This is a genomic window from Pseudomonas sp. MF7453, assembly GCF_016405455.1.
GTDB classification, from domain to species: domain Bacteria; phylum Pseudomonadota; class Gammaproteobacteria; order Pseudomonadales; family Pseudomonadaceae; genus Aquipseudomonas; species Aquipseudomonas paralactis.
In genome coordinates this window covers 63,973-77,025 of record NZ_JAEKCN010000017.1, presented here as the reverse complement: position 1 = coordinate 77,025, position 13,053 = coordinate 63,973, and the positions used below count along the sequence as shown (strand labels likewise).

Below are 13,053 nucleotides of genomic sequence, written 5' to 3'. Positions count from 1 at the left end.
TCAGGTAGATAGGTGTCGGCTGGCAGGCCGTCATCGCAGGCAAGCCAGCTCCCACATGTGGATCCTAGGGCGTCAGATAGATAAGCATCGCTGCGCAGCCAGCCCGCCCTCATTTATCCTTCAGCACTCGTTGAGCCCTTCACGAAAGCGCAGCGCCATCTTCTTCAACTCCTGGCGCCAGCCTTCCAACTCTTCGCGGCTCAACGGCTTGGGCTCATCCTGCTCTAAGGCCACAGCGACGATCAGCGGCTGGGTGACATCGCCCTTGGGCACATGGGGAATACGGGGCGGGTGGAACATATCGGCATGAGCCTTGAGCAGCCGCGCCACCCAACTGTCAGGGCTCTGGGCCATTTCCACCAGTTCGGCCAACTCAGGGATCGCCATCGAATCGAGCACTTCACGATTCATGATCATTTCTGCGCGCGGCGCACCGGCCTGAGGCAGGCGGTAAAACCCGGCGATTTCATGACACAGCCCCAGCAACGCACCATAGAGATGGAACAAGGCCGCTTCGCGCCCCGCCTGCACCAGCGCGATGGCATTCATCTCTTTCCCTTCCTCGGCACGGCCAAGGGCCTCCAGGGATAAACCCGCGAAGTAAATTTTCTGATTGGTACGGGTATAGAGTTCGTTGGCCATGACGGCAATCTCCACAACGAATAGGCGTGATGCTGGCTGAACAGTGTCACGGATCAGCCGAATCTACTGCAAGTGCAAATGTGGGAGGGGGCTTGCTCCCGATGGCGGTAGGTCAGTTACAGATGTATCAACTGACACTCCCTCATCGGGAGCAAGCCCCCTCCCACATTTGGATCTTCAGCACATTCGGTGGATCAAGCGCCCTGGCGCTTGTCCTCGACCTTCCACTTGCCGCCGTCGTAGAACGCTTTCCAGCCGGTAGGCTTGCCATCCACTTCGGTCTGCACGTACTGCTCCTTGGTCTTGCGGCTGTAGCGGATCACGGCTGGGCGACCATCCGGGTCCTTCTTCGGCGCTTCACACAGGAAGTGGTACTTCGGATCGATCTCGTCCTTGTGCGGCACGATCTCCATCACCAGCGGCGCACGAGTCTCGCGGTTTTTCGGGAACTGGCTGGCAGCCAGGAACAACCCCGAAGCACCATCACGCAGGATGTAGGTGTCGTTGACCTTCTCGCACTTGAGCTCCGGCATCTTCACCGGGTCCATCTTCGGCGGCGCCGCGTCACCGCTTTTGAGCAGTTTGCGGGTGTTCTTGCAGGTCGGGTTGGTGCAGCCGAAGAACTTGCCGAAACGGCCGGTCTTGAGCTGCATCTCGCTGCCGCACTTGTCGCATTCCAGGCTAGGACCCTCATAGCCTTTGATGCGGTAAGTGCCCTCTTCGATCTCGTAGCCGTTGCAATCAGGGTTGTTACCGCAGATGTGCAGCTTGTGCTTCTCGTCCAGCAGGTAGGCGTCCATCGCCGTGCTGCAGATTGGGCAACGGTGCTTGCCACGCAGTACCAGCGACTCGGATTCACCCTCGTCGTCAGCCGCGATTTCATCGCCCGGCACCAGGTTGACGGTCGCCTTGCAGCGCTCTTTGGGCGGCAGGCTGTAGCCCGAGCAACCGAGGAACACGCCAGTGGAGGCGGTACGGATCTGCATGGGGCGACCGCAGGTGGTGCACGGAATATCCGTCATCACCGGCTGGTTGGCGCGCATACCGTTTTCAGGGTTCTCGGCCACTTCGAGTTTTTTCTTGAAGTCGCCGTAGAACTCATCCAGCACGTTTTTCCAGTCGCGCTCGCCCTGGGCCACGTCATCGAGGTTCTCTTCCATGCCGGCGGTGAAGCCGTAGTCCATCAGGTTGGAGAAGCTCTCGGACAGACGCTCGGTCACGATGTCGCCCATCTTTTCCGAATAGAAACGACGGTTGTGCAACGCAACGTAGCCACGGTCCTGGATGGTGGAAATGATCGCCGCGTAGGTCGACGGACGACCGATACCGCGCTTCTCCATTTCTTTCACCAGGCTGGCTTCGGAATAACGCGCCGGCGGCTTGGTGAAGTGTTGGGACGGGTCGAGCTTGATCAGCTTCAACGTGTCGCCCTGGGCCATGTCCGGCAGCACGTCATCATCGCCAGGCTTGGCGATCTGCGGCATCACACGGGTGTAGCCGTCAAACTTGAGGATACGGCCCTTGGCACGCAGCTCGAAGTCGCCCGCGCCCACGCTGACGGTAGTGGACAGGTATTGCGCCGGCAGCATCTGGCAAGCCAGGAACTGGCGCCAGATCAGCTCGTAGAGGCGCTCAGCGTCGCGCTCCATGCCGCTCAGCTTGGCGGGCGTGGTGTTGGCGTCGGAAGGGCGAATCGCTTCGTGAGCCTCCTGTGCGCCTTCCTTGCTGCTGTAGACGTTCGGCTTCTCCGGCAGGTAGGTCTTGCCGAATTCGCTTTCAATATAGGTGCGTGCCATCGCCACCGCGTCTTGCGACAGGTTGGTGGAGTCCGTACGCATATACGTGATGTAGCCCGCTTCATACAGACGCTGGGCCATCATCATGGTCTTCTTCACCCCGAAGCCCAGGCGGTTGCTCGCGGCCTGTTGCAGGGTGGAGGTGATAAACGGCGCCGACGGCTTGCTGCTGGTGGGTTTGTCTTCACGCTTGACGATGCTGTAGCTGGAAGCCTTGAGCTTTTCCAGCGCGGCCATGGCCTGGGCTTCGTTCAGCGGCTTGAAGGCCTCGCCTTTCTCGCGGGCCACTTCAAAGCGCACGTTGGCGCCCTTGGCGGTACCCAGGTCAGCGTGGACTTCCCAATACTCTTCGGGGATGAATGCGCGAATCTCACGCTCACGCTCTACCACCAGTTTCACCGCAACCGATTGCACACGGCCGGCGGACAGGCCACGGGCAATCTTCGCCCACAGCAGTGGCGAGACCATGTAGCCGACGACGCGGTCGAGGAAGCGACGGGCCTGCTGGGCGTTGACACGGTCGATGTCCAGCTCGCCTGGCTTGGAGAACGCTTCCTGGATGGCTTTCTTGGTGATTTCGTTGAACACCACGCGCTTGTAGCGGCTGTCATCACCGCCGATGGCTTCGCGCAGGTGCCAGGCAATGGCTTCCCCTTCGCGGTCCAAGTCCGTCGCGAGATAGATGGTGTCGGCATCTTTGGCGAGCCGGCGCAGCTCTTCGATGACCTTTTCCTTGCCCGGAAGGATTTCGTACTTGGCCTTCCAGCCATGGTCAGGGTCCACACCCATACGTGAGACCAGCTGCTTGCGCGCTTTCTCTTTAGGGGTGAGCACCGGACCTTCGCCTGCGGCCGCCTTGCCGCGCTTGGCGGCAGGCTCCTTGCTGGCGCTAGCCGAACCGCTGGTGGGCAGGTCTCGGATATGGCCGATACTCGACTTCACCACGTACTCGTTGCCCAAGTACTTGTTGATGGTCTTGGCCTTAGCCGGGGATTCCACAATGACCAGCGATTTGCCCATGGATCGGAAAATTCCTGAATTCGAGAAGTGAAAGGCAGTTGGCGCCTGACGCGGCAACGCTATATATAGTGGCAACAAGGTGAGGTCAAGCGCAGCATTCTGCGTGACCTGCCGTTATTGCCCTTTAAAAAGACTGGGTTCGGCCTGCACCAAAGCAAAGCGCGGGACCTGCTCGCCGTCAACTTCGACGGTCTCCAGGAACATGCTCAAGGGGCGCACCCAAAAGCCGTATTCGCCATACAGTGCTTGGTAAAACACCACTTCTTCTTCGGTTTCGGAGTGCCGTGCCACGCTGAAAACGCGGTACTGCGGCCCCTTATAATGTTGGTAGAGCCCTGGTTCGACTTTCATGCTCTGGCCCTCGTACAAAATTCATTGAAAAAAAATATTAAAAAATCCCAAAAAACAAAAACCGGGGCACTGGGCCCCGGCTTCCGTCAACCGAACGCTTAGACGCGTTCGAAGACGGTGGAGATGCCTTGGCCGAGACCAATGCACATGGTAGCAACCCCAAGGTTGCCGCCATTTTGCTTCATCACGTTAAGCAAAGTACCGGAGATACGTGCACCGGAGCAACCGAATGGGTGGCCCAGGGCAATCGCACCGCCGTGCAGGTTAACCTTCTCGTTCATCTTGTCGAGTACTTTCAAATCTTTCAGCACTGGCAGGGCCTGTGCGGCGAAAGCTTCGTTGAGCTCGAAGAAGTCGATATCGGAGATGGAAAGGCCTGCGCGCTTCAAGGCTTTTTGTGTGGCCGGTACTGGACCATAGCCCATGATCGCCGGGTCCACACCCGCTACCGCCATCGAACGGATCACGGCCAGCGGCTGGATACCCAGGTCCTGGGCACGCTGCGCCGACATCACGATCATGCACGAAGCACCATCGGTGATCTGCGACGACGTACCGGCTGTCACGGTGCCGCCCTTTGGATTGAAGGCCGGCTTGAGGGCCGCCAGGCTTTCCAGGGTGGTGTCCGGACGGATGGTTTCGTCGTAGTCGAACAGTTTCAGGAAACCGTTCTCGTCGTAGCCGTTCATCGGGATGATCTCATCCTTGAACTTGCCTTCCACGGTCGCCTTGTGGGCGAGTTGGTGGGAACGCAGGCCGAACGCGTCCTGGGCTTCACGGGTGATGCCGTGCATTTTGCCGAGCATTTCCGCGGTCAGGCCCATCATGCCCGAAGCTTTCGCCGCGTACAGCGACATGTGCGGGTTGGGATCGACACCGTGCATCATGCTGACGTGGCCCATGTGCTCCACACCGCCGACCACGAACACATCACCGTTGCCGGTCATGATCGCTTGTGCAGCGGTGTGCAGCGCGCTCATCGACGAGCCGCACAGGCGGCTGACGGTCTGGCCGGCCGCAGTGTGCGGGATCTGGGTCATCAACGACGCCATGCGCGCGATGTTCCAGCCCTGCTCCAGGGTCTGGTTTACGCAGCCCCAGATCACGTCTTCGACTTCGTTAGGATCAACCTTGACGTTGCGTTCCAGCAGCTTGCTGATCAGGTGCGCCGACATGTCTTCGGCGCGGGTGTTGCGGTGCATGCCGCCCTTGGAGCGGCCCATCGGCGTACGACCGAAGTCGACAATCACGACGTCTCTTGGATTCAAGCTCATAAATATTCTCGCTCTAGTCGATTGGGCGCTTAACCGAAGAAGCTCTGGCCATTCTTGGCCATTTCACGCAGCTTCGCGGTCGGGTGGTACAGCGGGCCCAAATCAGCGTATTTGTCAGCCAGGGCAACGAACTCGGCCACACCGATCGAATCGATGTAACGCAACGCGCCACCACGGAATGGAGGGAAACCAATACCGTACACCAGGCCCATATCGGCTTCGGCGGCGGTTTCAACGATGCCGTCTTCCAGGCAACGCACGGTTTCCAGGCACAGGGCGATCATCATCCAGTTGATGATGTCCTCGTCCGACACCTCACGCTGTTCGTAGATGACCGGAGCGAGCACTTCGTGCACCGACGGATCGGCGACCTTCTTCTGCTTGCCCTTCTTGTCGGCCTCGTAGGCGTAGAAGCCCTTGCCGTTCTTCTGGCCCAGGCGCTTGGCCTCGTACAGCGCGTCGATCGCCGAGCGGCGGTCGTCTTTCATGCGGTCCGGGAAGCCTTCAGCCATAACGTCGCGACCGTGGTGGCCGGTGTCGATACCGACCACGTCCATCAGGTACGCCGGGCCCATGGGCCAGCCGAACTTCTCCATGACCTTGTCGATGCGCACAAAATCCACACCGGCGCTGACCAGCTTGGCGAAACCGCCAAAGTACGGGAACAGCACGCGGTTGACCAAGAAGCCCGGGCAATCGTTGACTACGATCGGGTTCTTGCCCATTTTCTTGGCGTAGGCAACGGTGGTGGCAACGGCCAGCTCGCTGGACTTCTCGCCACGGATCACTTCCACCAGCGGCATCATGTGCACCGGGTTGAAGAAGTGCATGCCGACAAAGTTTTCCGGACGCTTGAGGGCCTTGGCCAACAGCGAGATGGAAATGGTCGAAGTGTTGGAGGCCAGGATGGTGTCGTCTTTGACCTGGGCTTCCACTTCAGCCAGTACCGCCTGCTTGACCTTCGGGTTCTCGACAACCGCTTCGACCACCAGGTCGACGTGGCCGAAATCGCCGTAGGACAGCGTAGGACGAATGCCGTTGAGCACTTCAGCCATTTTTGCAGCGGTCATGCGACCTTTATCAACGCGGCCCACCAGCAGCTTGGCGGCTTCGGCCAGGCCCTGTTCGATACCGTGCTCGTTGATGTCTTTCATCAGGATCGGCGTGCCTTTGGACGCCGACTGATAGGCGATACCGCCGCCCATGATACCGGCGCCGAGTACGGCGGCCTGTTTCACGTCCTTGGCAATTTCGTCGTAGGCCTTGGCCTTTTTCTTCAGTTCCTGATCGTTCAGGAACAGGCCGATCAGGCTCTGGGCCGCCGAGGTTTTCGCCAGTTTGACGAAGCCAGCCGCTTCCACTTCCAGGGCCTTGTCGCGACCGAAGTTCGCGGCCTTCTGGATGGTCTTGATCGCTTCAACCGGCGCCGGGTAGTTCGGGCCGGCCTGGCCTGCCACGAAACCTTTGGCGGTTTCGAACGACATCATCTGTTCGATGGCGTTGAGCTTGAGTTTTTCCAGCTTCGGCTGACGCTTGGCCTTGTAATCAAATTCGCCGCTGATGGCGCCCTTGATCAGGTTCAGCGCGGCTTCGGCCAGTTTATCCGGAGCCACTACCGCGTCGACGGCACCGACTTTCAGTGCGTCTTCGGCCTTGTTTTCCTTACCGGCGGCGATCCATTCGATCGCGTTGTCGGCACCGATCAGGCGCGGCAGGCGCACGGTACCGCCGAAGCCGGGGTAGATGCCCAGTTTAACTTCCGGCAGGCCGATCTTGGCGGTCGCGGACATGACGCGGAAATCCGCAGCCAGGCACATTTCCAGGCCACCGCCCAACGCAATGCCATTGATCGCGGCAACGGTCGGCACGTTGAGGTCTTCGAAATCGCTGAAGATCTTGTTGGCTTCGAGGTTGCCAGCCACCAGCTCGGCATCGGGCAGCTTGAAGTTGTCGACGAATTCGGTGATGTCAGCGCCGACGATAAACACGTCCTTGCCGCTGGAGACGATCACGCCCTTGACCGAAGCATCTGCTTTGATGGTGTCTACGGCCTGACGCAGTTCGTTCAGGGTTAGACGGTTGAACTTGTTGACGGACTCACCCTTGAGGTCGAATTTCAATTCGACGATGCCACTTTCAAGAGCCTTAACCGTGATGGCTTTACCTTCGTAAATCATCAACTGATCTCCACGATATGGAAGCTGAACAGTACACACTGGACGCTGGTCTCTGGTTTGACACTGACAGTCGCATCAATGCTCAAACCCATCCGCCAGGCACACCCGCCAGTGCGATAGTCGGGGTTATGTCTGAGCTGCCTGTAGGACAAACGCTCAATTCATACGCCCGTTTGATTTGGGTACGCCACCTTCATCCAATTCCGGGCAATTGTCAATCGCTCCAAAGGCTAGGTAAAACGCGACTTTCCAGTCATTTCAGAACCCTGGCCACAGGTGGGCAACCCGTCAATATTTAAATATTCACAGGATCAATAATAGAAAAGATATGGAAAAAGGCTGTACAGAAGGGAATACACGTCTAGGCTGGCGACAATGTGAAAACTTTACCGGCCTGCCTGGCCACCTCCAGCCCGATGATGAAGTCGGGCTTTTTATTGCCCGGCTTTTCTGTAGGAGCGAGCTTGCTCGCGAAGACCTGGAGAACGCCGCGTGTCACCTGATTAGCCGCGTTATCGTTGGCGATTTTCGCGAGCAAGCTCGCTCCTACAAGGTTTGGGTCAGGCCAGGGCCTTGAGCAGCGTATCGATGTCTTTGAGCACACTCGCGTCGCCCTTCTCGCCCCAATACAAGGCGATCATCTGCTTGTCCGCTTCAACCTTGTAGACGTTGGCCGGTAGCGTTGCAAAATGCGGCAACAACTTCTCGTCCACACACAATTCGCGCCACTGATTGACCCACACCCCAGGCTCCAACTGCCAGTAGCACCAGAGCGCCGGCGTGGTGCCGCGTCGTGGTCGGCAATACTGCGCGCACGGGCTCGGCGGCGGCTGTTTGAGCCAGTGCGGCCATTCCTGGGGCGCCAGTTGCATGGCCAACCCAATGCGGCGCGCCTCCATGCGCAGGGCCATGCGCCCACTCTGCTGGCGCGACGGGCGCAGCCATACCAGGGGGCTTAAAACCACCGCAAGGATTGACACCACTATCCAGACCGTCATATGTGTACTCCCGAATTTCTAGATGAGCGGATTTGATGTGCGGCAACCCCATTCGCTTGAAAGCAGCCATACTGAACTTATTGCAGCCCCCTGGAGGAACGCCTCATGCCCTACGAACATATTCTGGTCGCTGTCGACCTGACCGAAGAGTGCGATCCAGTGATCAAGCGCGCACAGGAATCTGCATTGGCCAATGGCGCCATACTGTCGCTGGTGCACATCGTCGAGCCCATGGCCATGGCCTTTGGTGGTGACGTGCCGATGGACCTTTCCCAACTGCAGCAACAACAATTCGACCAGGCCAAGGAGCGCCTTGACCGTTTGATTCTCAAATACCCGCACCTGAAAAAGGAAGACTGTCACCTGACATACGGCCAACCGCGTCAGGAAATCCACCACTTGGCCAAGGAAAAGGCTTGCGACTTGATCGTGGTGGGTAGCCATGGTCGTCACGGTTTGGCGTTGTTGCTGGGCTCGACCGCCAATGATGTATTGCACGGCGCGCCGTGCGATGTACTGGCCGTCAAACTGGTAAAGAGTTCGTAAGACCGATGAAGGTCTAATGTGGGAGCTGGCTTGCCTGCGATAGCAGCCTGTCAGTTGATGCATCAAGTGGCTGATACACCGCTATCGCAGGCAAGCCAGCTCCCACAGTTGAATCGCATTTCATATTAAAAAGCCCGGCGCTCATAGAAGAGCGCCGGGCTTTTTATTGCGGGTCGATCAGTCAGGCATCCAACTCGGCCCAACGCTCAACCAACGCTTCCAGCTCCTGGTTCAACGTCTCCAGAGAGGCGATGACCTTGGCGGTTTCTGCCGCAGGGCGCAGGTAGAAACCGGCGTCAGCCATTTCTGCTTCCACCGCAGCAATCTGCTGTTCCTTGGCGTCGATATCACCCGGCAACGCTTCCAGTTCACGCTGGAGCTTGTAGCTGAGTTTCTTCTTGGCCGCTGGTGCAGCCTCCTGAACCGGTGCAGCCTCTTGCACGGGAGTCACCACCGCCGAAGTCAGGTCGGCCTTGCCGGACTTGCTCTCGGTCACGCCCAGCAGACGCGGGGAACCACCCTGGCGCAGCCAGTCCTGGTAACCACCCACGTATTCACGCACCTTGCCTTCACCTTCGAAGACCAGGGTGCTGGTGACCACGTTGTCGAGGAATGCCCGGTCGTGGCTGACCATCAGCACGGTGCCGTTGAACGTCAGCAGCACTTCTTCGAGCAACTCAAGGGTTTCCACATCGAGGTCGTTGGTCGGTTCATCGAGCACCAGCAGGTTGGCCGGCTTGCTGAACAGCTTGGCCAGCAGCAGGCGCGCACGCTCACCACCCGACAGCGCCTTGACCGGCGTACGTGCGCGTTGCGGGCTGAACAGGAAGTCACCCAGGTAGCTGAGTACGTGGCGGCTCTGGCCGTCGATGTCGATAAAGTCGCGGCCTTCGGCGACGTTGTCGATCACGGTCTTTTCCAGGTCCAACTGGTGGCGTAACTGGTCAAAGTAGGCCACGTCGATGCGAGTGCCCTCTTCCACCTTGCCGCTGGTCGGTTGCAGACCGCTGAGCATCAGCTTGAGCAGCGTGGTCTTGCCGGTACCGTTGGCGCCCAGCAGGCCGATACGGTCGCCGCGCTGCAGGACCATGGAGAAGTCCTTGATCAGGAACGGGCCGTCCGGGTGATGGAAGCTCACGTTCTCCAGCACCATCACTTGCTTGCCCGACTTGTCGGCGGTGTCCAGCTGGATATTGGCCTTGCCGGTACGCTCGCGGCGCTCACTGCGCTCGACGCGCAAGGCTTTCAAGGCACGCACGCGGCCTTCGTTACGGGTGCGGCGGGCCTTGATGCCCTGGCGGATCCAGACTTCTTCCTGGGCCAGCTTCTTGTCGAACAGTGCGTTGGCGGTTTCTTCGGCCGCCAGAGCGGCTTCCTTGTGTACCAGGAAGCTGGCGTAGTCGCCGTTCCAGTCGATCAGGCCGCCACGGTCCAGCTCAAGGATGCGCGTGGCCAGGCTTTGCAGGAATGCACGGTCGTGCGTGATAAACAGCACGGCGCCCTGGAAGTCCTTGATGGCTTCTTCAAGCCAGGCGATGGCGCCGATGTCCAGGTGGTTGGTCGGTTCGTCGAGCAGCAGCAGGTCCGGCTCGGACACCAGCGCCTGGGCCAGCAGTACACGACGACGCCAGCCGCCGGACAATTCGGCGAGGGTCTTGTCGGCCGGCAGTTGCAGGCGGCTCAGAGTGCTGTCCACCAGCTGCTGCAAGCGCCAGCCGTCGCGGGCTTCGAGGTCTTGCTGGACGTGCATCAGCTTGTCCAGGTCCTCCTCGGTGACGCAGTTCTGCGCCAGGTGATGGTATTGCGCGAGCAACTCGCCAACACCATCCAGGCCTTCAGCAACCACGTCGAACACTGTCCGTCCGTCGGCCACCGGCAATTCCTGGGGCAATTCGCCGATCTTGAGGCCCGGAGCACGCCACACAGAGCCGTCATCGGGCTTCTGGTCGCCTTTTACCAGCTTCATCATGCTGGATTTGCCGGTGCCGTTGCGGCCGATGATGCACACCCGCTCACCACGGGCGATCTGCCAGGACACCTTGTCCAACAACGGCATGGCGCCGAAAGCAAGGGACACATCGCTGAATTTGAGCAGGGTCATACGCTTCTCCAAAAACTGGGCGCGCATTCTACCTGACTTGAGGGTGGGATGCGGTCGGCATTTTCTCTATTGACACGTTCTGTAGGACATTTCCGGCGAACTTGAACGAACCAGCCAGCAAAGCTTTCGCGGGCCGATGGCAAAAGGCTAAGCTAGGGGCAATCAGTGTCGGCAGTGCCGGTGCTAGTCGTGATTTCTCTGCACGGACGTCTCATGCGCAGTCGCCTTTTCAACTTTTTATCTTGTCTGCTTCTTTCCGCCACTGCCGTTCAAACCGCCCAGGCGGTGGACCTCACCACCCAACGTCAGTATTACGATCAAGCCAAACGCGCCCTGGCCAAGGGCGACAGCGGCCCCTACATGCAATACAGCCAGGCTCTGGCCGACTACCCGCTCACGCCCTACCTGGCGTATGACGAGCTGACCGCACGCCTGAAAACCGCGAGCAACGAGGAAATCGAACAGTTCCTCGCTAAACACGGCGACCTGCCCCAGGCGAACTGGATGAAACTGCGTTGGCTGCGCTGGCTGGCTGAACGTGGCGATTGGCAGACCTTTGAAAAGTACTACGACACCAAACTCAATTTCGTCGAGCTGGACTGCCTGCATGGCCAGTACCAGCTCAGCCACAATCTAAAGGCTGAAGGCTACAAGACCGCCGAAAAGTTGTGGATGACCGGTAAATCCCAGCCCGCCGCGTGTGACGCCACGTTCGGCCAATGGGCCGCTGCCGGCCAACTAACTGAAAAGAAGATCTGGGACCGCACCAAGCTCGCAGCCGAAGCCCGCAATTACGCGCTGGCCAACAGCCTGGTGAAAACCCTGCCAACCCTTGGCGCCCAAGGCCGTTTGATGGTGGATGTGGCGCAAAAGCCGGACATGCTCAGCGATCCGTCACGCTTCCAGCCAGCCACCGAGGCGATGTCTGACGCCGTCGGGCTGGGCCTGCGTCGCCTGGCCCGTCAGGACCCGGACAAGGCCATGGCCCTGCTCGACGGCTACGCCAGCAGCATGCACTTCTCCCGTGACGAAAAGGTGTCGATCGCCCGCGAAATTGGCCTGACCCTGGCCAAGCGCTTCGACCCGCGCGCGCTGGAAGTGATGACCAAGTACGACCCGGAGCTGCGCGACAACACCGTGTCTGAATGGCGCCTGCGCCTGCTGTTACGCCTGGCACGCTGGGAAGATGCCTACCAATTGACCCGCAAGCTCCCACAAGACCTGGCGACCACCAACCGCTGGCGCTACTGGCAGGCGCGCAGCCTGGAGCTGGCCGAACCGAAAAACCCGCAAGCCCTGGTGCTGTACAAAAACGTGGCCAAGGAGCGGGACTTCTACGGCTTCCTCGCCGCTGACCGTTCCAAATCCCCTTACCAGTTGAACAACAAGCCGCTGGTGATGAGCCAGGCGTTGGTCAACAAGGTCCGCAATACCCCGGGGGTGCGCCGTGCCCTGGAGTTCTACGCCCGTGGCCAGATCGTGGACGGTCGCCGCGAGTGGTACCACGTCAGCCGCCACTTCAACCGTGACGAAATGGTCGCCCAGGCCAAATTGGCCTACGACATGAAGTGGTACTTCCCGGCGATCCGTACCATCAGCCAGGCGCAGTATTGGGACGACCTGGACATCCGTTTCCCGATGGCGCATCGCGACACCCTGGTGCGCGAAGCCAAGGTGCGCGGCCTGCACTCCAGCTGGATTTTTGCCATCACCCGCCAGGAAAGCGCGTTCATGGACGACGCCCGTTCCGGCGTGGGCGCCAGCGGCCTGATGCAACTGATGCCCGGCACCGCCAAGGAAACCGCACGCAAATTCAGCATCCCTCTGGCCTCCCCGGCCCAGGTGCTGGACCCGGATAAAAACATCCAGCTCGGCGCCGCCTACCTGAGCCAGGTGCACAGCCAGTTCAATGGCAACCGCGTGCTCGCCTCCGCCGCCTACAACGCCGGCCCAGGCCGCGTGCGCCAATGGCTGCGCGGCGCAGACCACCTGAGTTTCGACGTATGGGTTGAAAGCATTCCGTTCGACGAAACCCGCCAGTATGTGCAGAACGTGCTGTCTTATTCGGTGATCTACGGGCAGAAGCTCAATTCACCGCAGCCTTTGGTGGATTGGCATGAGCGTTACTTCGACGACCAATAAGGCTCT

At 59.5% G+C, this 13,053-nt stretch carries 10 protein-coding genes; 2 read left to right on the top strand and 8 right to left on the bottom strand.

Annotated elements, in window-relative coordinates:
• Positions 1 to 120: 120 nt before the first annotated feature.
• The 7 genes from JFT63_RS23740 to JFT63_RS23710 all read right to left on the bottom strand — a co-directional run bounded on the left by JFT63_RS23740 (position 121) and on the right by JFT63_RS23710 (position 8,258).
• Positions 121 to 642: a DUF6586 family protein gene (locus JFT63_RS23740; protein ID WP_057704693.1), complete on the bottom strand. Its 522-nt coding sequence runs from the start codon at positions 640 to 642 to the stop codon at positions 121 to 123.
• Positions 643 to 836: 194 nt separating this feature from the next.
• Positions 837 to 3,458: a type I DNA topoisomerase gene (gene topA, locus JFT63_RS23735; protein ID WP_003189652.1), complete on the bottom strand. Its 2,622-nt coding sequence runs from the start codon at positions 3,456 to 3,458 to the stop codon at positions 837 to 839.
• Positions 3,459 to 3,572: 114 nt separating this feature from the next.
• Positions 3,573 to 3,809 carry a DUF1653 domain-containing protein gene (locus JFT63_RS23730; RefSeq protein ID WP_032803813.1) on the bottom strand — a complete coding sequence of 79 codons (237 nt, stop codon included), beginning with the start codon at positions 3,807 to 3,809 and terminating at the stop codon, positions 3,573 to 3,575.
• A 98-nt stretch (positions 3,810 to 3,907) separates the two neighbouring features.
• Complete coding sequence (gene fadA, locus JFT63_RS23725) at positions 3,908 to 5,083, bottom strand: acetyl-CoA C-acyltransferase FadA (protein ID WP_005786153.1); 1,176 nt, start codon at positions 5,081 to 5,083, stop codon at positions 3,908 to 3,910.
• 29 nt (positions 5,084 to 5,112) lie between these two features.
• Positions 5,113 to 7,260, bottom strand: coding sequence for a fatty acid oxidation complex subunit alpha FadB (gene fadB / locus JFT63_RS23720; RefSeq protein WP_005786151.1), 2,148 nt, complete (start codon positions 7,258 to 7,260; stop codon positions 5,113 to 5,115).
• Positions 7,261 to 7,621: 361 nt separating this feature from the next.
• Positions 7,622 to 7,798 carry a hypothetical protein gene (locus JFT63_RS30150; protein WP_157243958.1) on the bottom strand — a complete coding sequence of 59 codons (177 nt, stop codon included), beginning with the start codon at positions 7,796 to 7,798 and terminating at the stop codon, positions 7,622 to 7,624.
• Positions 7,799 to 7,820: 22 nt separating this feature from the next.
• The gene (locus JFT63_RS23710) at positions 7,821 to 8,258 is read right to left on the bottom strand and encodes a hypothetical protein (protein WP_186562801.1); all 438 of its coding nucleotides are present in this window, start codon (positions 8,256 to 8,258) and stop codon (positions 7,821 to 7,823) included.
• Positions 8,259 to 8,363: 105 nt separating this feature from the next.
• On the opposite strand from JFT63_RS23710, the gene JFT63_RS23705 reads away from it, so the two are divergent.
• A complete protein-coding gene (locus JFT63_RS23705; RefSeq protein ID WP_057704695.1) occupies positions 8,364 to 8,804 on the top strand; it encodes a universal stress protein in 441 nt (146 codons plus the stop codon).
• Positions 8,805 to 8,985: 181 nt separating this feature from the next.
• Here the strand turns inward: JFT63_RS23705 and JFT63_RS23700 are convergent, their stop codons facing one another.
• The gene (locus tag JFT63_RS23700; protein ID WP_057704696.1) at positions 8,986 to 10,905 is read right to left on the bottom strand and encodes an ATP-binding cassette domain-containing protein; all 1,920 of its coding nucleotides are present in this window, start codon (positions 10,903 to 10,905) and stop codon (positions 8,986 to 8,988) included.
• A 213-nt stretch (positions 10,906 to 11,118) separates the two neighbouring features.
• Between JFT63_RS23700 and JFT63_RS23695 the strand changes: the two genes are divergently transcribed.
• On the top strand, positions 11,119 to 13,047 hold the full coding sequence (locus JFT63_RS23695; protein WP_198844902.1) for a transglycosylase SLT domain-containing protein: 1,929 nt from the start codon (positions 11,119 to 11,121) through the stop codon (positions 13,045 to 13,047).
• The last annotated feature ends 6 nt before the right edge of the window (positions 13,048 to 13,053 follow it).

Coding starts and splice junctions, on each gene's coding strand:
- JFT63_RS23740 (WP_057704693.1), bottom strand. CDS start 642: ATGGCCAACGAACTCTATACCCGTACCAATCAGAAAATTTACTTCGCG.
- topA (WP_003189652.1), bottom strand. CDS start 3,458: ATGGGCAAATCGCTGGTCATTGTGGAATCCCCGGCTAAGGCCAAGACC.
- JFT63_RS23730 (WP_032803813.1), bottom strand. CDS start 3,809: ATGAAAGTCGAACCAGGGCTCTACCAACATTATAAGGGGCCGCAGTAC.
- fadA (WP_005786153.1), bottom strand. CDS start 5,083: ATGAGCTTGAATCCAAGAGACGTCGTGATTGTCGACTTCGGTCGTACG.
- fadB (WP_005786151.1), bottom strand. CDS start 7,260: ATGATTTACGAAGGTAAAGCCATCACGGTTAAGGCTCTTGAAAGTGGC.
- JFT63_RS23710 (WP_186562801.1), bottom strand. CDS start 8,258: ATGACGGTCTGGATAGTGGTGTCAATCCTTGCGGTGGTTTTAAGCCCC.
- JFT63_RS23705 (WP_057704695.1), top strand. CDS start 8,364: ATGCCCTACGAACATATTCTGGTCGCTGTCGACCTGACCGAAGAGTGC.
- JFT63_RS23700 (WP_057704696.1), bottom strand. CDS start 10,905: ATGACCCTGCTCAAATTCAGCGATGTGTCCCTTGCTTTCGGCGCCATG.
- JFT63_RS23695 (WP_198844902.1), top strand. CDS start 11,119: ATGCGCAGTCGCCTTTTCAACTTTTTATCTTGTCTGCTTCTTTCCGCC.